Origin of the sequence: Paeniroseomonas aquatica (assembly GCF_030409335.1) — a bacterium.
Lineage (GTDB): Bacteria > Pseudomonadota > Alphaproteobacteria > Acetobacterales > Acetobacteraceae > Belnapia > Belnapia aquatica.
On the sequence record NZ_JAUFPN010000020.1, the window covers coordinates 1 to 24,160 of the forward strand.

Genomic DNA, 24,160 nt, shown 5'->3' on the forward strand with positions numbered 1-24,160 from the left:
TCCTCCTTCCCAGGACTTTCCTGACGCAAGCTGGGCCCATGCCAGACGCTACCTGTTCGACGAGTTCGAGCGCACCAAGTCGCCGATCGCCGAGGAAGGCCTGCGGCAGATTCAGGCGCTCTACGCCATCGAAGCGGAGATCAACGGCCTGCCGCCGGAGCACCGCCACGCCGAACGTCAGGCCCGCAGCAAACCGCTGCTCGCGGAACTGCAGGACTGGATGGAGACGCAGCGGCGTCGGCTGTCCGGCAAGTCCGACCTGGGCAAGGCGTTGCAATATGCACTCGGCCGATGGGATGCGCTGATGCGCTACCTGGACGACGGCCGGCTCTCGATCGACAACAACTTGGCGGAGCGGCTGCTGCGCGGCATTGCCGTGACGAGGAAGAACTTTTTGTTCCTTGGCAGCGACGCAGGCGGCGAACGTGCCGCCATCATCTACACCATCGCCGAAACTGCCAAGCTCAACGGCCACAACCCGGAGGCCTACATCACCTCCGTGCTCGACCGGATGGCGAAGGGGCATCTCGCCAGCAGGATCGATGACCTACTGCCGTGGAACCTCAGACCAGAAGCTCAAGCCGTGGCTGTGGGCTGACGCTTACGGCAATCCTCGCTCTCGCCGGGCTTCGTTTATTTTTGTAGAAAAACTGAGAATTCCTGGCCGTGTTCCAGGCATGGATACTATCCAGGCCGAGGTCGTGACTATCCCCGTACGGGTCCGCTTGGACCCATCGAGGCACTTCCCCTTATGTCTGTGGGATTACTCACCGGCAATCCGGCTAAAGCCACCTGCGGCAGGTTCCAGCCCTGCCGTGACAGATGGGCCACATTTTCATGCGGTCGCGGATCGGAACCGGGGTCGGACCGGCCTTCTCACCGGACGCAGGCCGGGGCCCATGCGCCCGGCACCGCAAGGGCTTCAGCCCTTGCGCAGCCCCTCGAAGAAGGCCGCCATGGCACGGAGGGACAGGGGCTCGTCCTGCCGCCGGTCGTAGAAGCCGCAATGACCGCCACCCTCCACCGCCAGGGGCGCCACCGCCGGGCAGGCGGCCCAGTCGATCCCCGCCAGGGATTCGATCGGCACCAAGGGATCGTCCGCCGCCATGACCACCAGGGTCGGCACCCGGATCTGCGGCAGCGCCGCGGCCGGCCGGTTGACCTCGCAATAGACCGCATAGGACGGGTAGCCGAAGCGCGGCGCCGTCACCGTCGCCTCGAACTCGACCAGCGACGAGGCCCGCCGTGCCGCCTGGCGCAGGCTTTCGGGCAGGTCGACGGCCGGCACCGCCAGCACCTCCCGCCGATAGAGCGCCAGCAGCGCACGGCCGAAGAGCGGATTGGCATCGATCGTCCGGAACGCCAGCTCCGGCTGCAGCGGCGGGCCGATCGCCGCCGCGCCCAGCACCGGCGGCAGGCCGGCCGTGTCGCGGCCCAGCAGGTTGAGCACCAGCGCCCCACCCAGGGACCAGCCGGCCAGCACCACCCCCTGACCCGTCAGCATCGCCGGCAGCGCCGCCAGGGCTTCCTGCAGGTCGCCGGCGCGGCCGAGGTGGTAGTGGCTGGTGCTGCGCGGGAGGCTCGGGCCGCTGCCGCGCAGGTTCAGCCGCAGCACCGGGAAGCCCCGGCGCAGCAGCCCCGCCGCCGCGTCCCGCAGGTAGGGGTCCTCCTCGCTGCCGGTCAGCCCATGCACCAGCACCGCCAGGGGCCGCGCGGGTTCCAGGACCAGCGGCGGCAGGTGCAGCATCGCCGCCAGCGCGTCGCCGTCCGCCAGGGGCAGCCAGAGCCGGTGTCCCGGCGTCAGCCGCGCCGCGAAGGGCCAGCGCAGGGCACGCAGGGTCTGCAGGGTGCCGCCCAGCCAGGGCGGCCGCGGGGAGAAGGGCGCGTGGGAAGGGATCATGCCTGGCACAACGCCTGACCGCGGCGGCCGTTACCGCCGCCCCGCGAGCCCCCTCCCCGACCCGCTGTCAGAGGATGCCCTTCTCCCGCAGCGCCGCGATCTCCGCCGCCGGCATGCCCAGCAACCCGCCCAGGATCGCGTCTGTGTGCTGGCCCAGCACCGGCGGTGGGCTGCGGTAGTCCGGCGGCGTCGCCGAGAGCTTCACCGGGTTGGCGATGACCGTCACCGTCTCGCCGCTCGCATGCTGCATCTCGACCGTCATGTTGCGGGCGATGACATGCGGGTCGGCGAAGACCTGCTCCAGCGTGTTGATCGGGCCGCAGCCGATCTTCAGCGCCTCGAGCGCGTCGATCCACTCGGCGGTGGTCTTCGACTTCATCACCGGCGTCAGGGTCTCGGTCACCAGGGCGCGGTTGGCGACGCGCTTGGGGTTGGTCGAGAAGCGCTCGTCGCGCAACAGGTGCTCGAGGCCATTGGCCTTGCAGAAGCGCTCGAAGGTCGGGTCATTGCCGACGGCCAGGATGATGTAGCCATCCTTGGTCGGGTATTCCTGGTAAGGCGCGATGTTCGGATGCTGGTTGCCGAGCCGCGGCGGGTTCTCCCCGGTCGCCAGGTAGTTCATGCCCTGGTTGGCCAACCAGGCGACGTGGGTATCGAGCATGCCGATATCGATCTGCTGCCCCTGCCCGGTGGCGTGGCGGTGGTTCACCGCCGCCAGGATGCCGATGCAGCCGTAGAGCCCGGCGAAGAGGTCGGCGACCGGCACGCCGACCTTCTGCGGCGAGCCGTCCGGCTCCCCGGTCAGCGACATGACGCCGCCCATCGCCTGGATCAGCGCGTCGTAGCCGGGGCGCGGCGCGTAGGGGCCGGTCTGGCCGAAGCCGGTGATCGAGCAGTAGATCAGCCGCGGGTACTTCTGCGACAGCTGCTCCCAGCCCAGCCCGTACTTGGCCAGGGCGCCCACCTTGAAATTCTCGGCCAGGATGTCGCAGCTCTCGAGCAGCCGGTGAATGATCGCCTGGCCCTCGGGCTTCGAGATGTCGACCGTCACCGACTTCTTGTTGCGGTTCACCCCGACGAAATAGGCGCTCTCGCGCGTGTTCGGCACGAAGGGCGGGGCGAAGCCGCGGGTGTCGTCGCCGGCTTCCGGCCGCTCGATCTTGATCACCTCGGCGCCGAGGTCGCCCAGCATCTGGGTGCAGGTGGGCCCGGCCAGCACCCGGGTCAGATCGAGCACCCGGAGGCCCTTCAGCGGTCCAGTCGGTTCCTGCATCTCTTCGTCTCCCTCTGCCGCGGCGAATGCGGATGCCGTCATGCACCAAGCACCGCCCCGGGGCTAGTGAGGCAGGCCGGTGCGATCAGGCCGGCCGCGGCGCCGGCTTGTCCTCGCCGCCCAGCAGCCGCGGCAGGCGCGAGGTCAGCCGGCCGCTGCTCGGCTTCGGCGCCGCCGGCGGCGCCAGCAGCGCATCCACCGCCGCCGAACGGGCGACCTGGCCCGAGCGCACGAAGCGCTCGTGGTTCTCCTCGATGGTGTCGCGGTCGTAGAGGTAGTTCACCATGATTCCATGGCTTTCCCGCATGCCGCGCGGCGCGGTATTGCCCAGCCAGTTCACCCGCTCCAGCCGCGCGCCGTTGCCGAGGTGGAAGCGGGCCACCGGATCGATGCCCCCCATGCCGGTATTCGGCCGGGTCAGGTAGGCCGCTGCCAGCCGCAGCAACAACGGCCGCAGCAGCGCCTCCAGCGCCGGGTCGTGCCACCAGCCGTCGTTCACCAGGGTGCGGAAGCCGGCCGTGGCATCCTCGGTCCCGGCGGCGGCGCCCAGGGCGGCGGCCTCCTCCGGGCGGAACACCCCGCCCTCCGGCGGCGTGGCCAGCTGCCGCTCCAGCCAGCGGCGGAAGCCCGGCACCGGCGACAGGGTGGAAAATTGGGTCAGCTGCGGCAGCTCGGCCTTCAGCTCCTCGACCACCTGCTTGATGAGGAAATTGCCGAAGGAGATGCCGCGCAGCCCCTCCTGGCAGTTGGAGATGGAGTAGAAGATCGCGGTATCCGCCTGGGCCGGATCGCTTGCCGGCGCGTCGCGCCCCAGCAGCGGCTGGATGGCCCTGGCAAGGCCCGAGACCAGCGCCACCTCGACGAAGATCAGCGGCTCCCCCGGCAGGGCCGGGTGGAAGAAGGCGAAGCAGCGGCGGTCCGCCGCCAGCCGCCGCCGGAGGTCCTCCCAGCCGGCGATCTCGTGCACCGCCTCGTAGGCGATGAGCTTCTCCAGCACCGCCGCGGGCGTCTGCCAGTCGATCCGCCGCAGCTCGAGGAAGCCGCGGTTGAACCAGGAGGCAAAGAGATGCTTGAGATCCGCGTCGAGCACCCGCAGCGCCGGATGCTGCCGGCCGAGCGTGGCCAGCTCCTCGCGGATCTTGACCAGGCAGGCGGTGCCGCCCGGGGCCATGTTCATCCGCCGGATCAGCTCCTGCCGCGGCGGCTCCGCGGCCTCCGCCAGGCGCGCCACGGTCTCCGGCCCGGGTTTCGCCAGCCAGGCCTCGGCCGCCGTGCGCAGCTTGCCGGCATCCGGCCCGAAGCCCTCGGAGAGCATGGTCAGGAACGCCAGCCGGTCCTCGGCCGAGAGCGCCGCGATGCTGTCGTGCAGCTCCCGCGCCACCGCCGCGCCCGAGGCCTCGCCGCGCTCGGAGAGCAGCGCTTCCGCCAGCCGCGTCGCACGGTCGAGGGGCGGCAGTCCGGCGGCGGGGACGTCGGCATAGGGGCGGCCACGATCGGCCACCGTGGACCAGACCCGTTCCAGCCAGCCGCGGGAAGCAGCCGCCGTCGACACTGTGCCTGCCATTCGGGATCGGTCTCCTGGAATTGCCCGTGCCGCATCCTACCAGCGGGTGGGGGGGCGCCGGAAGCGTGCCATCGCCCGCTGCGCTCTCACCATCCAGCCAGCGGGCCGGCCAGCGGGGCCGCCTTGCCGACCCGGGCCTGCTCCCCGTATTCCCCTCCGTCTTGTCCGCAGGAGATCGCCGGCCCATGGTCTGCCGGTCCCGATGCGCAGCCACCATGGGAGGAAATCCATGCTCGACCGGCCCCAGCACACCCCCGTCGACCCCAGCCTCGACCCCTTCGCCCTGGCCAAGGCGCTGTCCGGCTTCCACTTCATCGACGGCGGCTACGTGCCGGGCCGCAACGGTGCGACCTTCGCCGTGGTCAATCCGGCGACCGGCATCGAGGTGGCGCGCGCCGCCGAGGGCGATGCCGCCGACGTCGATGCCGCGGTGCAGTCCGCCGCCAAGGCCCAGAAGGCCTGGGCCAAGGTCCCGGCGCGCAAGCGCGGCGCCATGGTGCATGCCTGCGCCGCCCTGCTGAAGGACCATGTCGAGGAGCTCTCGCGCCTCATCGCGCTCGAGACCGGCAAGGCGCTGCGCACCGAGAGCCGGGTCGAGGCCGGCGTCGTCGCCGATGTCTTCGAATTCTTCGGCGGCCTGGGCAGCGAGCTGAAGGGCGAGAGCGTGCCCTTTGCCCCGAATGTCCTTTCCGTGACAGTACGCGAGCCGCTCGGCGTGGTCGGGGCGATCATCCCCTGGAACGTGCCGATGCTGCTGATGGCGCTGAAGGTGGCCCCTGCCCTGGTCGCCGGCAACGCCGTGGTGGTGAAATCCGCCGAGGAGGCGCCGCTCGCGGTGCTGCGGATCTGCGAGCTGATGAACCGCGTCCTGCCGCCGGGCGTCTTCAACATGGTCTCGGGCTACGGCCCGGAATGCGGCGCGCCGCTGGTCGAGCATCCGCTGGTCCGCAAGGTGACCTTCACCGGCAGCGTCGAGACCGGCAAGATCGTGGCGCGTGCGGCCGCCAACAAGCTGATCCCGGTGACGCTCGAGCTCGGCGGCAAGTCGCCGATGATCGTCTTCGCCGACTGCGACTTCGACAAGACCGTCTCCGGCGCGCTGACCTCCATGCGCTTCACCCGCCAGGGCCAGAGCTGCACGGCGGCGAGCCGCATCTACGTGGAGCGGCCGATCTTCGACCGCTTCGTCACCGCCATGAAGACCGCGGTCGATGCCATGGTGATGGGCGACCCGCTGGATGAGAAGACCGACATCGGCACCATCGTCAGCCAGGACCAGCTCGCCAAGGTGCGCGGCTTCATCGAGGAGGGGACGGCGACCGCCGGCGCCACCGCGCATGTCTGCTCGGCCATGCCCTCCGACCCGGCGCTGAAGAAGGGGCTGTTCATCCAGCCCGTCATCTTTACCGGCCTCGGCCCGGACAGCCGGCTGGTGCGGGAGGAGATCTTCGGACCGGTCACCGTCATGGCGCCCTTCGACGATGCGGAGGCCGTGCTGGCCGAGGCCAACGACAGCGAGTACGGCCTGGCCGCCAGCCTCTGGACCAACAACCTGAAGGTCGGGCTCGACCTGGCGCACCGGCTGGAGGCGGGGCTGGTGCAGATCAACCAGAACCTCGTGGTCCAGGCCAACCTGAGCTACGGCGGCGTCAAGTCGAGCGGCCTCGGCAAGGAGGCCTCGCTCGAGGCGATGCTGGAGCACTTCACCCACAAGAAGACCATCATGGTGAACATGGGCTGAGGTCCCTCGCGGGGCGCCGGCGACGGCGCCCCGCGGGCATCTTCCGGCGGCGCCTCCGGCATACCGCTTGCTACGCCGCAGGCATATCGGGAGACCGCTGCGATGGAGTTTCGACTTGGCTGCGAACTGGCCTACCAGCTCCAGCAGCCCACGCCCTTCCTCTTCAATGTCGAGGTCGCCCGGACGCCAATCCAGGCAATCCGGCACGAGGCCCTGGCCTTCACCCCCGCCCTGCCGCAGGAGGCCTGGCTGCAGCCGGAAAGCGGCAACCGCTACCTCCGCGTGGTGGCGCCGCCCGGTCGCTTCGTGTTGCACTACGAGGCGACCGTCTCCCTCGCGCCCGGGCTCGACGACCCCGCCGGCATCGCCGAGGTGCCGGCCGGCGAGCTGCCCTTCGCGGTCTATCCGCACCTCTATCCCAGCCGCTATTGCCAGGCGGACCGGCTGACCCCCTTCGCCCAGCGCACCTTCGGCGGCCTGCCGGGCGGCTATGCCCGCGTCAACGGCATCTGCAACTGGATCCACGACCACGTCGACTACCGCGCGGGCAGTTCGGACGAGCAGAGCTCGGCCATGGACACCATCCTGGACCGGGCCGGGGTCTGCCGCGACTTCGCCCACCTCGCCATTGCCTGCTGCCGGGCCATGGGCATCCCCGCCCGCTACGTCAGCGCCTATGCCTGGCGGCTCGACCCGCCGGACTTCCACGCGGTCTTCGAGGCCTGGCTGCAGGGCCCGACCGGCGGCGCCTGGTACATCTTCGATGCCACCCGCAAGGCGGCGCCGAACGGGCTGGTGCGGATCGGCATCGGCCGCGACGCCGCCGAGGTCGCCTTCGCCTCCCCCTTCGGCGCCTTCGAGGCCGAGAAGCCCCGGGTCTGGATCGAGGCGCCCGGCGCCGCCGAAGGGGCGATCACCACCGCCGCGGTCCGCGTCGAGGGCTGAGCCCCGCTCAGTCGTCGAGGGCGCGGCGGATCTGGTGCTCCTCCAGGTCCAGCTCGTCGCCCAGGGTGCGGTGGGCCTCGGCATCCATGGTATCGGCCCGCTCGGCGAGGTGCTCGCGCGCCGCCTCGATGGCGACGAGCCGCAGCCGGAGCTGGGCCTCGAGCTGCTGGCCCTTCGCCGCCAAATCCTGCCCCTCGATGCTGGCCCGCTCGGCCCGGAGCTCGTATTCCTGCACCAGCTCGGCCGCCGCCGCCGCCTGCGCGGTGGTCTCGGGATAGTCGAGCTGGTCGCGCACCGCCTCCAGCGCGGCGGTGGCGATCTCGGCCCGCGCCTCGGCGGTCTCGGGCTCCGGCAGCACCGTCCGCTCGTCGACCACGCCCAGCCGGCGCACCACCCAGCCGAGCGTCGTCCCCTGGAACACCAGGGTGGCGCAGATCGAGCAGAAGGCCAGGAACAGGATCAGGTCGCGGCCGGGGAAATGCTCGGGCAGGGCCAGCGCCGCGGCCAAGCTGACCACGCCGCGCATCCCGGTCCAGGAGATCACCACCGAATGGCTCCAGTGCGGCATTGGGTCGCGCAGCCGCAGCGACGGCGAGAGGCGCCGCGGCACCCAGGCCGCGCCGAAGACCCAGGCGAAGCGGCTGAGGATCAGCACCGTCGACATCGCCGCCGCCAGCAGCGCCAGCTGGCCGAGGTCATAGGCGGCCAAGCGCCCAACGATGTCGCGCAGCTGCAGCCCGATGAGCATGAAGACGAGGCTGGTGAGCGCGAACTCGAGGAAGCCCCAGACCGCCACCAGCTCGATCCGGGTCCGCGCGGTGAACTCGGCATGCTGCTGCCGCCCGAGCACGAAGCCGCAGGCGACCGCGGCCAGCACGCCGGAGGCATGGCAGGCCTCGGCCCCCAGATAGGCGGCGAAGCCGGCGAGGATGCTGATGGTGAGGTCGAGCAGCGTATCCCCGAGATGGGTGAAGACCCACATCGCCGCCAGCCCGACCAGCCAGCCGATCAGCGCCCCGCCGGCCGCGACCGCGACGAATTGCAGGGCGCCGTCGGTGTAGTCCACGGCGCCGATGCCGACCGCCGCGACCGCGAATTTGTACAGCACCAGCGAGGAGGCGTCGTTGATCAGGCTCTCGCCCTCGAGCACCGTCACGATCCGCTTCGGCAGCCGGAACCGCTTCAGAATGGCGGCGGCGGCGACCGCATCCGGCGGCGCCACGATGGCGCCGAGGGCGATCGCCGCCCACCAGGGCATGTCGGGCACGAAGTGCTTCGCGGTGACGGCGATCAGCCCCGCGGTGAAGAAGACCGCGCCGATCGCCAGCATCAGGATGGGCCGGAGGTTGTCGCGGAAGGCCGGCCAGTCGGTGCGGTAGGCGCTGACCTGCAGCAGCGGCGGCAGGAACAGCGCCAGCACCAGCTCCGGGTCGAGCACGAGGCTCGGCAGGCCGGGTATGAAGGCGATCCCCATCCCGCCGAGCACCAGCGTCACCGCCAGCGGCAGGTCCAGCGCCCGGGCCAGGACGGCCAGGGCGACGCAGGCGCCCAGCAGGGTCAGCAGCAGCTCGAAGGTTTCCAAATCGATCCCGCGCCCGGCCGGGCCGGGTCATGCTTCATGGCCAGTGGAGGACTCCGGCCAGGACCGGCAGGCGGTTGAACGCCCGAGCGCCCGGCCGGCTCCGCCGGGCCCCGGCGGAAAGGCGCGAAACCCCCGAACCCGGCCGCGGCCTCCGCGTTGCCCCCGCACAACCGCCATCCGGGCCGCCCCGGCCATGGCCGATACGGAGGCAGCCCGCATGGTGAAGCTCGGCTACAAGCTGATGTCCGAGGAGCATGGCCCGAAGGCCCTGGTCCGGAACCTCCAGCGCGCCGAGGAGGCCGGCTTCGACTTCGCCGCCATCTCGGACCACTTCTCGCCCTGGATCGAGGAGCAGGGCCATGCCCCCCTCGCCTGGTCGGTGCTCGGCGCCCTCGCCCAGGCGACCAGCCGCATCGGGCTGATGACCGCGGTCACCTGCCCGATCCAGCGCTACCACCCCGCCATCATCGCCCAGGGCGCCGCGACCATCGGCCTCTTGAGCGACGACCGCTTCACCCTCGGCCTCGGCGCCGGGGAGCGGTTGAACGAGCATGTCACCGGCGCCGGCTGGCCCGGCACCGCCGAGCGGCACGAGCGGCTCTCGGAGGCGATCGAGATCATCCAGGGGCTGCTCGGCGCCGAGATCACCAACTATCGCGGCCAGCACTTCCAGCTCGACCATGCGAAGCTGTTCGACCGGCCGGAGCGCAAGGTGCCGGTCATCCTCGCCGCCGGCGGCCCCGAGGCCGCCCGCATGGCCGCCCGCAAGTCCGAGGGGCTGATTGCCACCGAGCCGCGCCGCGACCTGATCGAGGCCTATCGCGGGGCCGGCGGCACCGGCCCCTGCTATGCCGAGGTCTCGGTCTGCTGGGCCGCCAGCGAGGCGGAGGCGCAGCGGACCGCGCACCACTACTTCCGCTGGTCGGTCACCGGCTGGCCGGTGCAGATGGAGCTGCCGAGCGTCGAGGCCTTCGCCGCCGCGACCAAGCACGTCACGCCGGAGATGGTCGCCGAGAACGTCGCCTGCGGCCCCGATCCGTCGCGCTTCCTCGCCAACCTCGGCAAGTTCCGCGAGGCCGGCTTCGACCACCTGATCCTGACCCAGGTCGGGCCGCAGCAGGCGGAGTTCATCGATTTCTTCCAGCGTGAACTGGCGCCGAAGCTGCGCGGCTGACGCCACCCGGGGAGGCCGCGGCGCGGCCTCCCCATCCGTGCATCAGGCCGGCTCGGGACCGCGCGGCGGCTTCGCCGGCTGCTCCAGGCGCACCGGTACCCGCTCCGCGGCGGAGCGGTAGATCGCCTCCATGATGATCTGGTCCTGCAGCCCTTCCTCGCCCGGGGTATGCGGCACCCGGCCGTCGCGGACGCAGGCGGCGAAGTGGTCGATCTCCAGCGCGAACTGGTTCCGCGGGCGGATGAGCCGCTCCTCCCGCGCCGGCGACTGGCCCTCGCGCCGCTCCACCACCAGCCGCTGGCCGCGGTAGGCGAAGGCATCCGGCATCTCGATCCCGCCGGCCTCCATGTGCAGCCGCAGCGACTTCGACTGGAAGGCGCCGTAGCTCGAGAGGCAATTGGCGACCAGCCCGGAGGGGAAGCGCAGCAGGAAGGAGACGCTCTCCTCCACCTCGCGGAAGCGCTCGTCGCCGGGCGGTGTGGCGATGGTGGCGAAGACCTCCTCCGGCTCCTCCCCCGACATGAAGCGCGCCGAATTTAGGCAATAGAGCCCGATGTCCGGCAAGGCCCCGCCGCCGGCCAGCCGCTTGCTGTAGCGCCACTGCGGCCCCGGCCCATTGGCCTGCAGGTTGGTCGCTTCGATGAAGCGCAGCCGCCCGAGCCTGCCCCCCTGCACCAGCGCCCGGGCGGCACGGTTATAGGGCTCGTACTGACAGCGGTAGGCGACCATCAGCCGGACCTTGGCCTCGGCGCAGGCGGCGATCATCTCGCGGCATTCGCGGGCCGAATTGGCCATCGGCTTCTCGGTCAGCACGTGCTTGCCGATGGCCGCGGCGCGCAGGGTGAACTCGTGATGCATCGCATTCGGCAAGGCGATGTAGACCGCCTGCACCGCCGGGTTGTCGCGCAGCCGCTCGAAATCCTCGTAGCCGTGCACCGCCGTCTCGGGGATGCCGTATTGCGCCGCGACCAGCCGCGCCTTCTCCGGGCTGCCGCTGACCAGCGCCACCGGACGGGCCGAGCGGCATTCGGCGAAGGCCGGCAGCACCTCCTCCAGCGCGATGCGGCCGAGGGCGATGATGGCGAAGCCGATGCGCTCGCCGGGAGGCAGCGGCTGCGGCGGCGCGCCGCCCGGCGGCTCCACCGGGGATCGCCAATTCGGGAATTCCACCTTGCCGTCGGTGACGCCGCCGGCGTCGATCGGCGACGGCGGCGGATAGCCGGGCACGCCGGCCGCCCCGGTGGCGATGGCGGCCCCGGCCAGGCCGCCGGCGCGGATCAGGCCGCGCCGGGTCGGGGGATCGGAATCAGCAGGCATGGGGAGGTCCTTCCGCGGGGGGTCTCCCCTGCGAACGGGCCGCCCGGCTGCGGGTTGCCGCTAGGGCCCGGGCTCCAGCGCCGCCTCCATGGCCTGCTCGGTACGAAGATTGTCAAGGTCCCGGTCGACAGTCGCCGTGGCCAGCATCCGCCCCTCCCGGCGGTAGCGGACCACTGCCCGCCGGGCCGCCACCTCGCCTTCCACCGCGATCTCGTCCCAGGACGGGGCATGGCCGATCATGCCGATGTTGAGCGCGTCGAAATGCCGGCTCCAGAAGAAGGGGACCACGTCGAAGGGCTTCCGCCGCCCCAGCATGTTCAGCGCCGCCACCTGCCCCATGCGCTGAGCGACCACCCAATGCTCGACCCGGATGCGCTCGCCGCTGTGCGGATCGGGCCAGCGGGCCACGTCGCCGGCGGCGAATATCGTCGGCGCGCTGGTCTCGAGGTACTCGTCCACCAGCAGCCCATCCTCGGTCCTGATCCCCGCCGCCTCGGCCAGGGCGGTACGCGGGGTGACCCCGGCGCCGATCACCACGAGGTCCGCCACCAGCACCTCGCCGCCCTCCAGCACCACGCCGGTCGCGCCGAGCGAGGCGACCTTCGCGCCCAGCCGGAACACCACGCCCTTCGCCTCGTGCTCCCGCCGCACCAGCGCCGAGAGGTCCGGGCCCAAAATCCTGGCCAGCGGCTCGGCCTCCGGCGCGACGACGGTTACCCGCAGGCCGCGCTCGCGCAGCGCCGCCGCCACCTCCAGCCCGATGAAGCCGGCACCGACCAGCACCGCCGTCCGCGCCGCCGCCGACCGCTGGATGATGGCCCGGCAGTCCCGCGCGGTGCGCAGCACCAGCACCGCGGGGTCGGCCGCGCCGGGCAGCTTCGGCCGCACCGGCTCCGCCCCGGTCGCCAGCAGCAACCGGTCGAAGGGCAGCACCTCGCCGCCGGCCAGGTGCAGCCGCTGGCGCGCGGCATCGATCCGGGTGGCGGTGATGCCGAGCCGCAGCTCGATGCCGCTGGCCTCGTAGAACCCGTCCGGCCGCAGCGGCAGCCCAGCCTCCGGCACCCGCCCGATCAGGTAGTCCTTCGAGAGCAGGGTCCGGTCGTAGGGCTGTTCGGTGTCGTCGCTCAGGAGCGTGACCGTCCCGCCGAAGCCCTCCCGCCGCAGCCGCTCGGCCGCGGCGAAGCCGGCCGCGCCGCCGCCGAGGATGACGATCCGCCCCGGCGCCCCGGCGCCGATGCCGCGCGGCGGCGGCGGCGGCAGCCTCTCGGTCACCCAGATCCGGTCGCCGTCGCGCTCGACGTGCCAGGTGCCCAGCGCGTCGAAGGCCGGGGCCGCCAGGGCCTCGCCGCTGCGCAGGCTGAAGCAGGCGTGGTGCCAGGGGCAGCGGATGGTCTCGCCGACCGCCAGCCCATCCACCAGCGGCGCGCCGAGATGCGGGCAGGTGGCGCCGACCGCGAAGACCGCCTCGCCGCGGCGGACCAGCAGCACCGCCTCCGCGCCGACCCGGCCCGCGACCATGCCCTTCGCCGACAGGGCGGCGAACGACACCCCCTGCGTCAGATCCGGTCCCTTGTCGTCTTTGCCCATTCAAGCCTCCGGAAGAACAACACCGCCCAGGCGCTGCCGTTCCGGCTTGGCCCGCCCAGCGCTACCCCAAGGCGCTACCCCAAAAGGGCCTGGGCGCAGGCATCCAGGATGCTGTCGGTATCGAGGCCGTATTCCCGGTAGAGGTCGGGGATGTCGCCGGACTGGCCGAAGTGGTCGACGCCGAGCGGCACCACCTTCTGCCCGCGCACCGCGCCCAGCCAGGCATGCGCCGCCGGATGGCCGTCGAGTATCGTGACGATCGCCGCATCGGCCGCCAGCGGCGCCAGCAGCTCCTCCACCCAGCTCGGCGCGCCGAAGCCGCCGCGGGCCTTGCGCTTGGACTCGAGCCAGCCGGCATGCAGCCGGTCCGGGCTGGTGATGCAGAGCAGCCCGGCGCCGGGCTCCTCGGTCCGCAGCTCCTCGAAGGCGGCGATCGCCTCGGGCGCCACTGGCCCCTGGAAGGCGATGGCGATGCGGGCGCCCGCGGCGGGCGCCACCATCCAGTGGCCGCCGGCGATCACCGCCGCCGGGTCCAGGCTGCGGGCCGGCTGCTCCAGCCCGCGGGTCGAGAGCCGCAGCCAGACCGCGCTGCCGTCCGGCTTTTGCATGTGCTCGAAGCCCCAGCGCATCAGGATGCTGAGCTCATCCGCATAGGTCGGCTCGTAGCTGGCCAGCCGGTCCTGGGCGATGCCGATCAGCGGCGTGTTCACCGACTGGTGCTGGCCGCCCTCCGGGGCGAGGGTCAGGCCGGAGGGGGTACTGACCAGCATGAAGCGGGCATCCTGGTAGCAGGCATAGATCAGCGCATCGAGGCCGCGGTTGACGAAGGGGTCGTAGACCGTGCCCACCGGCAGCAGCCGCGCGCCATAGAGCGAATGCGACAGGCCGAGCGCCGACATCAGCAGGAAGAGGTTCTGCTCGGCGATGCCGAGCTCGATGTGCTGGCCCTCCGGCGACATGCCCCAGCGCTGCGCCGAAGCCAGCTTGGCATCGCGGAAGACGTCGTTCTTCAGGTGCCGGTCGAAGACGCCGCGGCGGTTCACCCAGGCCCCGAGGTTGGTCGAGACGGTGACGTCGGGGCTGGTGGTGACGATGCGGCTGGCGATGGCGGCCGAGGCCCCCTGCCCGCGCCCGAGCTCGGCCAGCACCTCGCCGAAGGCCGCCTGGGTCGAGAGCTTGCGCCCGGCCGGCACCTTGGGGCGGGGGAAGTTCTCCGGCACCGGCACCACCGGGCTGTCCAGCCGGCGGCCCTCGGCGGCGATCGGGGTGGCGAAGGGCACGCTGTCGATGAAGGCCTGCAGCTCGGCCTCGGGGATGTCGAGGCCGGTGAAGCGATCCCATTCGGCGCCGTCGGGAATGCCCATCTCGGCCTTGAAGCCAATCATCTGCTCGCGGCTCATGAGCCCGGAGTGGTTGTCCTTGTGGCCGGCAAACGGCAGGCCCATGCCCTTGATGGTATAGGCGATGAAGCAGGTCGGCTGGTCGCCGGCGGCATCCTGGGCGCGGAAGGCCTCCAGCAGCGTCGCCACGTCATGGCCGCCGAGGTTGGTCATCAGCGCGCCCAGCTCCTCGTCGGAGAGCGGGTCGATGATGGCGCGGATGCCCTCGATGCGGCCGAGGTCGGTCAGCAGCACCGCCCGCCAGGCGGCGCCGCCCTGGAAGGTCAGCGCCGAGTACAGGCTGTTCGGGCAGTCGTCGATCCAGCGGCGGAGGTGGTCGCCATCCTCGCGGGCGAAGGCCGCCTCCAGCTTGCGGCCGTACTTCAGGGTGACGACGTTCCAGCCCATGTCGCGGAACAGGCCCTCGATCCGGCCGAAGAGCCGGTCCTGCACCACGCTGTCGAGGCTCTGGCGGTTGTAGTCGATGATCCACCAGACATCGCGGACGTCGTGCTTCCAGCCCTCCAGCAGGGCCTCGTAGATGTTGCCCTCGTCCAGCTCGGCATCGCCGACGATGGCGATATGGCGGCCCGGGGCGATGTCCTCGCGGCCCAGCCCATGCAGCCGGACATAGTCCTGCACCAGCGCGCCGAAGCTGGTCAGCGCCACGCCGAGGCCGACCGAGCCGGTGGAGAAATCCACCTCGGCGCCATCTTTGACACGGCTCGGGTAGGGCTGGATGCCGCCGAATTGCCGCAGCGTCGCCAGCTTCTCCTTGGTCTGCCGGCCGAACAGGTAGTTCACCGCATGGAAGACCGGGCCGGCATGCGGCTTCACCGCCAGCCGGTCCTGCGGCTTCAGGATCTCGAAGTAGAGCGCCGTCATGATCGAGATGACCGAGGCACAGGAGGCCTGGTGCCCGCCGACCTTCAGCCCGTCCCGGTTCGGCCGGACATGGTTGGCATGGTGGATCATCCAGGCCGAGAGCCAGAGCAGCTTGCGCTCGATGGCATGCATCCGGCGCAGCCGCTCGGGCTCGGCCTGGCGGTCGGCCTGCACGAGGTTGGCCCCGTTGCTCGTCACGATGTTCATTCAGGCCACTCCCGCAATACTGGACGCCGCATCTGGCCCGGGAGGGCACCCGCCGGCAAGGGCCGGCGGCGCGCCCGGGACCGGCCCGCCGGCGTATCCCGCCGGCCACGCCGGCACCTGCGAGTGCTCCGCACACGCATTCGTGGGAGGCGCGGGGCCCTTTAGGCCGCCCCGGGGTGCAGACGCCGCGCTTCCATTCCCCTCCATATGGGCCGCGCTCACCCCGGGAAAGGGAATGGTTTGGCCAGGCATGTCGCGGCTAGGATGGCGCCGGATCTGGCCGGCTCGCCAGCAACCGGCAAGCCGGGCACCGGGGGGCTGCTGTTCCGCTCGCGGCGGCTGACCCTCGCGGTCTTCGGCCTGCCGCTGCTGCTGCTGCTGGCCGGCGGCTGGATGTCCTGGCGCGCGGTCTGGCGCCAGGCGGCGAGCGACATGCTGCATTCCGCCGACGCCTCGGCCGAGCTCGCCCTGCGGGTGCTGGAGAGCCAGCAGCTCATGGTCGAGCGGCTGAACGACCTGGTGCGCGGCCTGAGCGATGCCGAGATCCGCGCCCGCGAGCCCGAGCTGCACGCCCGCCTCGCCACGCTGCTCGAAGGCCTGCCGCTGCTCGTCACCGGCTACCTGCTGGACCGCGAGGGGATGCCGCTGCTCAGTGGCAACGTCATGCCGGTGCCGCACGACATGCGCTTCGGCGACCGGGACTTCTTCGCCGGGCTGCGCGCGCCCGGGGCGCCGCGGACCTTCGTCGGCCAGGTCTACCAGGGCCGGGTCGACGGCGCGCTCTTCTTCGCGGTCGCGCAGCGGCGCAGCGGCAGCGGCAATCCGCCGGCCGCGGACGGCTTCGACGGCGTGGTCAACATCTCGGTGGACCCGGCGGCGATCGGCGAGGGCCTGGCCCGGCTCCTCGCCGCGCCGCAGGACACGGTGGCGATGATCCGCCGCGACGGCACCATCCTGGCCCGGGTGCCGGTGCTGCGGCGGCCGGGCCAGGAGCTGCGGCCCGACAACCCGCTGCGCGCGGCGATGCAGGCGGGCAGCCCGCGCGGGGTGACCACCGGCATCTCCGCCGTCGACGGGGTCTGGCGGCTGACGGCCTACCGGCAGCTCGAGGGCTGGCCGGTCTATGCCGCCGCCGGGCGCAGCCGCGGCGCGATCCTGTTCGAATGGGCCTCGTTGATGGCGCTGCAGCTGGCGATCGCGGTGCCGGCCCTGGTGGCGCTGCTGGCGCTGGGCCGGCTGGCGGTGGAGCGGGCCCGGCGGGACGCGACGGACCGCGCCGCCCTGGCCGAGAATGCGGTGCGCTCGGCCGCCGCGGCGGCGCTGCGCGCGAGCGAGGCGCGCTACCGGACCCTGAGCGAGGTCGCCGCCGACGTGGTCTGGTCGCGCCTCGACACCGGCGCCATGGCGGCGCCGCAGCCGAGCTGGGAGGCCTTCACCGGCCAGACGCCCTCGCAGTACCGCGGCTTCGGCTGGCAGGATGCGATCCATCCGGCCGACCGGGAGGCGGCGGCCGAGCGCTGGCAGGCGGCGACGGTGGCTGGCCGCAGCTACGCCGCGGAGCTGCGGCTGCGGCACCGCGACGGCGGCTGGCGGCACTGCCTGGTCCGCGCCGCCCCGGTCCCGGAGGCGCCCGGGGCGGATGCCCCGGTGGAGGATGCGCTGGCGCCGGGTGCCCCGGAGGGCCGGCCGCGGCTCTGGGTCGGGGCGCATATCGACGTCACCCCGCTGCGCGAGGCCGAGTCGCGGCAACGCTTCCTGATGCAGGAGATCGACCACCGGGCGAAGAACGCGCTGTCGGTGGTGCAGGCGGTGATCCGGCTGACCCGGGCGGGCAGCCGGCAGGACTTCGTCACCGCGGTCGAGGGCCGGGTCGCGGCGCTGGCCCGGGCCCAGACCGTGCTGGCGCGCGGCCGCTGGGCCGGGGCCGACCTGCGGGTGCTGCTGGAGGGCGAGCTGGCCCCCTTCCTCGCCCCGCCCCAGGGCGCCGGCACCCTGCGCGGCCCGCTGGTCGAGCTGGAGGGCCCGCGGGTCTTCATCGTCCCGACCGCGGCGCAGCCGCTGTCCATGGCGGTGCATGAGCTGGCGACCAATGCGGTGAAGCATGGCGCGCTGGCGGTGCCGGAAGGCCGGGTGCTGGTGAGCTGGCTGCTGGATGCCGCGGCCGGGCAGCTGCGGCTGCACTGGACCGAGACCGGCGGCCCGCCGGTGCCCGGCGCGCCCAACCAGCGCGGCTTCGGCACCCGCGTCCTCGACACCACCCTGCGGCACCAGCTCGGCGGCCATGCCGAGCTGCGCTGGGGGGCCGACGGGCTGCGCTGCACCGTGACGGTGCCGCTGGCCCGCGTCCTCGGCGAGACGGACGCGGCCGGCAGCCCCGCGGAGCCGGCGCTCGCCACCGCCGGGCCGGACCGCCCGGATGGCGGCCCGGCCTGATCCCGCGGGGCGGCCGCCGGTTGCGGCCGCGTCGCGGTTTGGGCAGGGTGTCCGGGCGGGTTGCCTCCCCGGGCCGTCCGACCGCCGGAGAGCGACAGGCCGCCCCATGCCCATGACCAAGACCATGCTGGGACGGCTGTCGCTGCTGCTCATGGCGATCGGCTTCGCCGCGCTGCTGGCGACCGGGGCGGGCCTGGTCTGGCTGGTCGAATCGACCCGCAGCTTCGCCGGCGGGGTCACCTCCAGCCAGGTCGTCCGGGTGGCCGCCGGCCAGGTGCTGGCCCTGGTCCAGGATGCCGAGACCAGCCAGCGCGGCTTCCTGCTGACCGGGGAGCGCAGCTACCTCGACCCCTACCTGGCCGCCATCGAGGCGCTGCCGCGCGAGCTGCCGGAATTGACCCGGCTGATCGTCGAGGACGGCGGCCAGCCGGCGCCGCCGCGGCTGCTGGCGGAGATGGTGGCGACCAAGCTGCAGGAGCTGGCCGAAACCATCGCCCTGGCCGAGGCCGGCCAGCTCGACGGCGCGCTGGCCATCGTGCGGACCGACCGCGGCAAGGTCGGCATGGATGCGATCCGCGCCGTGGTGCGCGGCATCGAGGCCCGCGCCGCGGCGCGGCTCGACCGGCGCAGCGAGGGGCTCGACCGCAGCGGCCGGCAATTGCTGTTCGGGGCCGGCGCCGCCCTGCTGCTGATGCTCGCGGTCAGCCTCGGCGCCGGCGCCCTGGCGCTGCGCTACACCCGCGACCTCGAGGCCGCCGAGGCCGCGGTGCGCTCGGCCAATGCCGGGCTGGAGCAGCGCGTCGCCGAGCGCACCGCGGCGCTGACCGCGGCGAATGACGAGGTGCAGCGCTTCGCCTACATCGTCTCGCACGACCTGCGGGCCCCGCTGGTGAACGTCATGGGCTTCACCGCCGAGCTGGAGGCCGCCGTGGTGCCGCTGGCGGCGCTGATCGCGGCCGCCGACGCCGCCGCGCCGGGCCTCGTCACCGCCGAGGCGCGGGCGGCGGTGGCCGAGGACATCCCCGAGGCGGTCGGCTTCATCCGCTCCTCGACCCAGCGGATGGACCGGCTGATCAACGCCATCCTTCGGCTGTCGCGGGAGGGGCGGCGGGCGCTGCAGCCGGAGCCGGTGGCGCTCGGCGACCTGCTCGCCGGCCTCGCCGCCTCGGTGCGGCACCAGCTCGAGGCGGCGGGGGCCAGGCTCGAGGTGGCGCCGGGGATGCCGGTGGTCCACAGCGACCGGCTGGCGCTGGAGCAGATCTTCGGCAACCTGATCGACAATGCGGTGAACTACCTGGACCCGGCCCGCCCGGGCCGGATCGTGCTGCGCGGCCGGGTGGCCGGTGGCCAGGCGGTGGTCGAGGTCGAGGACAACGGCCGCGGCATCGACCCGCGCGACCACGGCCGCATCTTCGAGCTGTTCCGCCGCTCCGGCCGGCAGGACCGGCCGGGCGAGGGCATCGGCCTGGCGCATGTGCGGGCCCTGGCGCGGCGGCTGGGCGGCGAGGTGGAATGCCGTTCCACCCCTGGCATTGGCTCCACCTTCCGGGTGACACTGGCGCTGGCGGCGCCGGACCATCCCGCCCCCATCGCCGAGGAGCCCGCGTGACGCCGCCAACCCCCAGCCGCCAGGAGACCCGCAGATGAGCGCCGCCACCCCGACCGCATCGCCCCTGGCCGTGACCATCGTGATGGTCGAGGACGACGAGGGCCATGCGCGGCTGATCGAGAAGAACCTCAAGCGCGCCGGGGTCTTCAACGAGGTGAAGCATTTCCGCGACGGCACCTCGGCGCTGGACTTCCTGGTTGGCGCCGGCCGCGCCGAGCATCGGCCCCTGCTGGTGCTGCTCGATCTCAACCTGCCGGACATGAGCGGCTTCGACATCCTGGCGAAGCTGAAGGCGGACCCGCAGCTCCGCGCCGCGCCGGTGATCGTGCTGACCACCACCGACGACGAGCGGGAGATCCGCCGCGGCTACGAGCTGGGCTGCAGCGTCTACATCACCAAGCCGGTGAACTACGAGACCTTCGCCCAGGCGGTGCGCCAGCTCGGGCTGTTCCTCGCGGTCATCCAGGTGCCGCCCACGCCATGAACTCGCCCCGCCGCATCCTCTACATCGACGACGAGCCGGGCCTGCGCCGCCTGGTGCAGCGCGACCTGGAGCGGCATGGCTATACCGTGGCGACCGCGGCGGAAGGGGCGACCGGGGTGGCGATGGCGACGGCCGGCGGCTTCGACGCCATCTGCCTCGACCACTACATGCCCGGCCAGGACGGGCTGGACACGCTGGAGGCGCTGCGCGCCCTGCCCGGGCTGCCGCCGATCATCTACGTCACCGGCTCGGACGAGGGCCGCATCGCGGTGGCGGCGCTCAGGGCGGGCGCGGTGGACTACGTCATCAAGGAGGCCGGCGGGCATTTCCTGGTGCTGCTGCGGGCGGCGATCGACGGGGCGATCGAGCGGGCGCGGCTGCGGCTGGCGCATGAGCGGGCGGAGGCGGCGGTGCGCGAGGCGCGCGACCGGGCCGAGGAGCTGGCCACCCAGCGGGCCATGCTGCTGCGCGAGGTCAACCACCGCGTCGCCAACAGCCTGCAGCTCATCGCCTCGCTCACCCGGCTGCAGGAGGGCGCGGTGCGCGACCCGGCAGCGCGGGAGGCGCTGGCCGCCATGCGCAACCGGATCGCCGCGGTCGCCCAGGTGCACCGGCGGCTCTATACCTCGGACGACGTCCGCAGCGTGGCGCTGCAGGACTACCTCGGCGGGCTGCTCGAGGAGATCGGCCGGTCGGTCGGCGGCCGGGCGATCGAGCTGGCGGCGGAGCCGATGGAAGTGCCGCCTGACCGCGCGGTCTCGCTCGGCGTCATCGTCTCCGAGCTGGTCACCAACGCGCTGAAATACGCCTATCCCGACCGGCAGGACGGGCCCATCCGGGTCCGGCTGCGGCGGGAGGATGGCGCCGGGGTGCTGGCGGTGCAGGACGAGGGCGTCGGCACCGGGGCCGGCACCGGGGCGCCGGGCGGGACCGGGCTCGGGCGGCGGATCGTCGAGGTGCTGGCGGGCAGCGTCGGCGGGGTGGTCACCCAGGCGGCGGGGCCGGGCGGGACGGAGGTGTCGATCCGTTTCGCCCTGGCCTAAATCGGGCTCAATTCCGTAAAATTCGGCTCAATTCGCCTCAAATCCCCTCAACTCCAGCAAACCAACCCGTTGATATCAGGCGATTTCGGCGGGGAAATTTTAGAATTGAGGCACCGGCTGCCTGCAAGACCCGCGCAGGCCGGCCAATGACTATATTCCTATAGCGCCTGTGCCGCCGCATTGCAAGCGGCCCGGGGCAGCAGCGGGATCAAATCCTCCGCCAGCAGCCCCGGCCCGTGCAGCCGGGCCGCCTCGCCCTGTAGCCAGGCGCCCGCCGCCGCGGCCTCGAAGGCGGGCATGCCCTGGGTCAGCAGCGCCGCGATGGTGCCGGCCAGCACGTCGCCGCTGCCGCCGGTGGCAAGCTCCGGCGCGGCGTTGTGGTTGACGATGACCCGGCCGTCCGGCGCCGCCACCACGGTATCGGCGCCCTTCAGCAGCACCACCGCCCCGGTGGCGGCGGCGGCGCGGCGGGCGGCGGCGGGCTTGTCCGGGCCCGGCGCGCCGAAGGCGCGGGCGAACTCCCCCGCATGCGGGGTGAGCACGGCGGCCCCGCTGAGATCGCCGCCGAGCGCCCCGGCATCGGCCACCACCTGCCGGCCGGCCCCGACCAGCCGGCGCAGCATGGCCTGCGTCGCCGCATCCGGCGGCAGGCCGGGGCCGATCAGCCAGCAGCGCCGCCGCGCGTCGCCGAGCAGCGCCTCGAGCGGCTCCTCGGTGACGATGCTGCCGGGGTCGCCGGCCCGGTAGAGCGCGGCGGCGGCGGCATCCGGCGCCCGGATGGTCACCAGCCCGGCCCCCGCCCGGTGCGCCGCGCCGGCGGCGAGCCGGGTCGCCCCGGTCATCGCCGCGCCGCCGAGGATGGTCAGGTGGCCGCGGGTGTACTTGTGCGATCCGGCGGCCAGCGCCGGCAGCAGCCACAGCCCCGGGGCATTGGCCCGGGCCCGCGGCGCGATGGCCTCCAGCACCGCGGCGGGCAGGCCGATGTCGGCCAGGAGGGTCTCGCCGCAGAGCTCGCGGCCGGGCAGCAGCAGGTGGCCGGGCTTCAGGCGGAAGAAGGTGACGGTCAGCGCCGCCGCGGCGACCTGGCCGCGCGGCTGCCCGCTGCCGCCGTCGAGGCCGGAGGGGACGTCGACCGCCAGGATCGGCGCGGTCGCGGCCGCCAGCGTCGCGGCGACCAGGCACTCCACCGGGCGGCTGAGCCCGGCGCCGAAGACCGCATCGATGACCAGGCCGGCGCGGGCGGCCTCGGCCGGGGCGAAGGGAAGCATCGGGCCGCGCCAGCGGGCGGCGGCGGCGGCGGCGTCCGAGCCGGGGCGGGGCGGCGCCAGTGCCGCGACCGCGACCGGCCAGCCGGCCGCCTCCAGCAGCCGGGCGGCGACATAGCCGTCGCCGCCGTTGTTGCCCGGCCCGGCCAGGACCAGCGTGCGGCAGGGGCGGAAGCGGCGCTGCGCCGCCCGGGCGACGGCACGGCCGGCGGCGGCCATCAGCCGCGCCCCGGGGATGCCGGCGGCGGCGGCCAGGGCATCGGCCCGGCCCATCTCGGCCGGGGTCAGCAGCTCGGTGGGCCGGCGCGTCATGGCCCGCGGCCGAAGCCGGCCATCGCCTGCTGCCATTCGGCGGCGGCGAGGCTCTCCTCGATCGCCAGCAGCTCGGTCGCCAGGGCGCCGCGGGGGTCGCGGTCGAGGCCCTCCTCGATGCAGCGCTTGGCCATGCGCAGCGCCCCGGGCGGCGCCTTGCCGATGATGGCGGTGACCTCGGCCAGCGCCGCCTCCAGCGCCTCGGGCGCGACGAGGCGGGTGACGAGGCCATGCGCCAGCGCCTCCTCGGCCGAGAGGGTCCGGCCGGTGAACATCAGATCCTTGGCCAGCCGCTTGCCCAGCACCCGCGGCAGCCGCTGGGTGGCGCCGACGGTGCCCCAGAGCGCTTCGGGCGTGCGGAAGCTGGCGGCGGGGGTCGCGATGATGAAGTCGCAGGCGCCGGCGATCTCGCAGCCGGAGCCGACCGCCGGGCCCTCGACCACCGCGATGGCCGGCATCGGCAGGCCCTCGATCGCGTGGTAGGCGGCGAAGCCCTTGACCCGGCGGGCGCGGACCTGGTCATCGGTCATGCCCTGGCGCTCCTTGAGGTCGGCGCCGGCGCAGAAGACCGGGCCGGCGGCGCGGATCACCACGAGCCGCGCGGCCTCGGCCACCGCGCGGCGGCAGGCGGCCGTGATCGCCTCGGCCAGCGCGAGGTTCAGCGCGTTGCGGGCCCGCGGCCGGTCCAGGGTCAGGGTGGCGACGCCCCCGGCGGCGGCGTAGCGGATGGTCTCGTTCACGGCGCGACGCCGGAGGCGTTGATCGCCGCCTTGATGCGGCGGAGCGACTCCGCGCCGTATTGCGCCGCCTGTCCGGCCAGGGCGCAGGCCTCCTCCAGCAGCGCCTCGCGCGGCACCACGCGGTTGACCAGACGCCGCGCCAGCGCCTCGGCCGCCAGCACCGGGCGGCCGGTGGCGACCAGCTCGAAGGCGTCCTTCGGGCCGAGGTGGCGCAGCAGCATCGGCAGCACCAGCGCGGGGTAGATGTCGTGCCTCGCCTCCGGCCAGGCGAAGCGCAGGTCCTCGGCGCCGAGCACGAGGTCGCAGGACAGCGCGAGCGAGGCGCCGGCGCCGACCGTCGCGCCATGGATGGCGGCGACGACCGGCTTGCCCATCAGCCCGGGCGCCGCGAGCATCGCATCGGACAGCGCGGCGCGGGCGACGCGGGCCTCCGGGTCGGCGATCAGGATGGCGCGCTCGCCGAGGTCGGCGCCGGCGGAGAAGCCGGGGCCGGCGGCGGCGATGACCACGGCGGCGACATCCGGGTCGGCATCGGCGGCCCTCAGGCTCTCGACGATGGCGCCGACCAGGGCGTTGTTCAGCGCGTTGCGCTTCTCCGGCCGGTTGAGCGTGAGGAGGCGGACCCGGCCGCGGGTCTCGGTGAGCAGGGGCAAGTGGCGGTTCCTTCCGGGCTTCCCGAGGCTAGCCGCAGGGGGGATGCTGTCAACGCAACCGGGGGAA

At 73.1% G+C, this 24,160-nt stretch carries 18 protein-coding genes; 8 read left to right on the plus strand and 10 right to left on the minus strand.

Annotation, left to right across the window (positions count from 1 at the left end):
* Positions 1-598, plus strand: a 598-nt coding sequence (gene tnpC, locus QWZ14_RS02175) for an IS66 family transposase (RefSeq protein WP_290314921.1), incomplete at its 5' end; no start/stop codon positions are given.
* A gap of 324 nt (positions 599-922) precedes the next feature.
* On the opposite strand, the gene QWZ14_RS02180 is transcribed toward tnpC, so the two are convergent.
* The 3 genes from QWZ14_RS02180 to QWZ14_RS02190 all read right to left on the minus strand — a co-directional run bounded on the left by QWZ14_RS02180 (position 923) and on the right by QWZ14_RS02190 (position 4,737).
* Complete coding sequence (locus QWZ14_RS02180) at positions 923-1,900, minus strand: YheT family hydrolase (protein ID WP_290314922.1); 978 nt, start codon at positions 1,898-1,900, stop codon at positions 923-925.
* 67 nt (positions 1,901-1,967) lie between these two features.
* Complete coding sequence (locus tag QWZ14_RS02185; protein WP_290314923.1) at positions 1,968-3,173, minus strand: CaiB/BaiF CoA transferase family protein; 1,206 nt, start codon at positions 3,171-3,173, stop codon at positions 1,968-1,970.
* An 85-nt stretch (positions 3,174-3,258) separates the two neighbouring features.
* Complete coding sequence (locus QWZ14_RS02190) at positions 3,259-4,737, minus strand: malonyl-CoA decarboxylase (RefSeq protein ID WP_290314924.1); 1,479 nt, start codon at positions 4,735-4,737, stop codon at positions 3,259-3,261.
* A 229-nt stretch (positions 4,738-4,966) separates the two neighbouring features.
* On the opposite strand from QWZ14_RS02190, the gene QWZ14_RS02195 reads away from it, so the two are divergent.
* Positions 4,967-6,478, plus strand: coding sequence for an aldehyde dehydrogenase family protein (locus QWZ14_RS02195; protein ID WP_290314925.1), 1,512 nt, complete (start codon positions 4,967-4,969; stop codon positions 6,476-6,478).
* Positions 6,479-6,580: 102 nt separating this feature from the next.
* Entirely contained in the window at positions 6,581-7,423 is an 843-nt protein-coding gene (locus QWZ14_RS02200) for a transglutaminase-like domain-containing protein (protein ID WP_290314926.1), read from the plus strand.
* A gap of 7 nt (positions 7,424-7,430) precedes the next feature.
* On the opposite strand, the gene QWZ14_RS02205 is transcribed toward QWZ14_RS02200, so the two are convergent.
* Positions 7,431-9,005, minus strand: a complete 1,575-nt coding sequence (locus QWZ14_RS02205) for a Na+/H+ antiporter (RefSeq protein ID WP_290314927.1) — start codon at positions 9,003-9,005, stop codon at positions 7,431-7,433.
* Positions 9,006-9,198: 193 nt separating this feature from the next.
* On the opposite strand from QWZ14_RS02205, the gene QWZ14_RS02210 reads away from it, so the two are divergent.
* The gene (locus QWZ14_RS02210; RefSeq protein ID WP_290314928.1) at positions 9,199-10,179 is read left to right on the plus strand and encodes a TIGR03557 family F420-dependent LLM class oxidoreductase; all 981 of its coding nucleotides are present in this window, start codon (positions 9,199-9,201) and stop codon (positions 10,177-10,179) included.
* 42 nt (positions 10,180-10,221) lie between these two features.
* Here the strand turns inward: QWZ14_RS02210 and QWZ14_RS02215 are convergent, their stop codons facing one another.
* The 3 genes from QWZ14_RS02215 to QWZ14_RS02225 all read right to left on the minus strand — a co-directional run bounded on the left by QWZ14_RS02215 (position 10,222) and on the right by QWZ14_RS02225 (position 15,554).
* The gene (locus QWZ14_RS02215; RefSeq protein ID WP_290314929.1) at positions 10,222-11,496 is read right to left on the minus strand and encodes a Gfo/Idh/MocA family protein; all 1,275 of its coding nucleotides are present in this window, start codon (positions 11,494-11,496) and stop codon (positions 10,222-10,224) included.
* Between the two features lie 60 nt (positions 11,497-11,556).
* Positions 11,557-13,083, minus strand: coding sequence for an FAD-dependent oxidoreductase (locus QWZ14_RS02220; protein WP_290314930.1), 1,527 nt, complete (start codon positions 13,081-13,083; stop codon positions 11,557-11,559).
* 74 nt (positions 13,084-13,157) lie between these two features.
* Positions 13,158-15,554: a 1-deoxy-D-xylulose-5-phosphate synthase N-terminal domain-containing protein gene (locus QWZ14_RS02225; RefSeq protein WP_456307211.1), complete on the minus strand. Its 2,397-nt coding sequence runs from the start codon at positions 15,552-15,554 to the stop codon at positions 13,158-13,160.
* A 264-nt stretch (positions 15,555-15,818) separates the two neighbouring features.
* Between QWZ14_RS02225 and QWZ14_RS02230 the strand changes: the two genes are divergently transcribed.
* From QWZ14_RS02230 to QWZ14_RS02245, 4 genes are all read left to right on the plus strand, one after another.
* On the plus strand, positions 15,819-17,987 hold the full coding sequence (locus tag QWZ14_RS02230; protein WP_290314931.1) for an HWE histidine kinase domain-containing protein: 2,169 nt from the start codon (positions 15,819-15,821) through the stop codon (positions 17,985-17,987).
* A gap of 106 nt (positions 17,988-18,093) precedes the next feature.
* The gene (locus QWZ14_RS02235) at positions 18,094-19,596 is read left to right on the plus strand and encodes a sensor histidine kinase (RefSeq protein WP_290314932.1); all 1,503 of its coding nucleotides are present in this window, start codon (positions 18,094-18,096) and stop codon (positions 19,594-19,596) included.
* Between the two features lie 34 nt (positions 19,597-19,630).
* Positions 19,631-20,080: a response regulator gene (locus QWZ14_RS02240; protein WP_290314933.1), complete on the plus strand. Its 450-nt coding sequence runs from the start codon at positions 19,631-19,633 to the stop codon at positions 20,078-20,080.
* Positions 20,077-21,123: a sensor histidine kinase gene (locus tag QWZ14_RS02245; RefSeq protein ID WP_290314934.1), complete on the plus strand. Its 1,047-nt coding sequence runs from the start codon at positions 20,077-20,079 to the stop codon at positions 21,121-21,123. Before QWZ14_RS02240 ends, QWZ14_RS02245 begins: the two co-directional genes overlap by 4 nt.
* Positions 21,124-21,281: 158 nt before the next feature.
* Here the strand turns inward: QWZ14_RS02245 and QWZ14_RS02250 are convergent, their stop codons facing one another.
* From QWZ14_RS02250 to QWZ14_RS02260, 3 genes are read right to left on the minus strand one after another with little or no spacing between them, the layout of a single operon-like run.
* Positions 21,282-22,700, minus strand: a complete 1,419-nt coding sequence (locus QWZ14_RS02250; RefSeq protein WP_290314935.1) for an NAD(P)H-hydrate dehydratase — start codon at positions 22,698-22,700, stop codon at positions 21,282-21,284.
* Positions 22,697-23,440: an enoyl-CoA hydratase/isomerase family protein gene (locus QWZ14_RS02255; RefSeq protein WP_290314936.1), complete on the minus strand. Its 744-nt coding sequence runs from the start codon at positions 23,438-23,440 to the stop codon at positions 22,697-22,699. Before QWZ14_RS02255 ends, QWZ14_RS02250 begins: the two co-directional genes overlap by 4 nt.
* Positions 23,437-24,093 (minus strand): enoyl-CoA hydratase/isomerase family protein, encoded by a 657-nt coding sequence (locus QWZ14_RS02260; RefSeq protein ID WP_290314937.1) that lies wholly within the window; start codon positions 24,091-24,093, stop codon positions 23,437-23,439. Before QWZ14_RS02260 ends, QWZ14_RS02255 begins: the two co-directional genes overlap by 4 nt.
* Between the last annotated feature and the right edge of the window lie 67 nt (positions 24,094-24,160).

Coding starts and splice junctions, on each gene's coding strand:
- QWZ14_RS02180 (WP_290314922.1), bottom strand. CDS start 1,900: ATGATCCCTTCCCACGCGCCCTTCTCCCCGCGGCCGCCCTGGCTGGGC.
- QWZ14_RS02185 (WP_290314923.1), bottom strand. CDS start 3,173: ATGCAGGAACCGACTGGACCGCTGAAGGGCCTCCGGGTGCTCGATCTG.
- QWZ14_RS02190 (WP_290314924.1), bottom strand. CDS start 4,737: ATGGCAGGCACAGTGTCGACGGCGGCTGCTTCCCGCGGCTGGCTGGAA.
- QWZ14_RS02195 (WP_290314925.1), top strand. CDS start 4,967: ATGCTCGACCGGCCCCAGCACACCCCCGTCGACCCCAGCCTCGACCCC.
- QWZ14_RS02200 (WP_290314926.1), top strand. CDS start 6,581: ATGGAGTTTCGACTTGGCTGCGAACTGGCCTACCAGCTCCAGCAGCCC.
- QWZ14_RS02210 (WP_290314928.1), top strand. CDS start 9,199: ATGGCCGATACGGAGGCAGCCCGCATGGTGAAGCTCGGCTACAAGCTG.
- QWZ14_RS02215 (WP_290314929.1), bottom strand. CDS start 11,496: ATGCCTGCTGATTCCGATCCCCCGACCCGGCGCGGCCTGATCCGCGCC.
- QWZ14_RS02220 (WP_290314930.1), bottom strand. CDS start 13,083: ATGGGCAAAGACGACAAGGGACCGGATCTGACGCAGGGGGTGTCGTTC.
- QWZ14_RS02225 (WP_456307211.1), bottom strand. CDS start 15,554: ATGAACATCGTGACGAGCAACGGGGCCAACCTCGTGCAGGCCGACCGC.
- QWZ14_RS02230 (WP_290314931.1), top strand. CDS start 15,819: ATGGCGCCGGATCTGGCCGGCTCGCCAGCAACCGGCAAGCCGGGCACC.
- QWZ14_RS02235 (WP_290314932.1), top strand. CDS start 18,094: ATGCCCATGACCAAGACCATGCTGGGACGGCTGTCGCTGCTGCTCATG.
- QWZ14_RS02240 (WP_290314933.1), top strand. CDS start 19,631: ATGAGCGCCGCCACCCCGACCGCATCGCCCCTGGCCGTGACCATCGTG.
- QWZ14_RS02245 (WP_290314934.1), top strand. CDS start 20,077: ATGAACTCGCCCCGCCGCATCCTCTACATCGACGACGAGCCGGGCCTG.
- QWZ14_RS02250 (WP_290314935.1), bottom strand. CDS start 22,700: ATGACGCGCCGGCCCACCGAGCTGCTGACCCCGGCCGAGATGGGCCGG.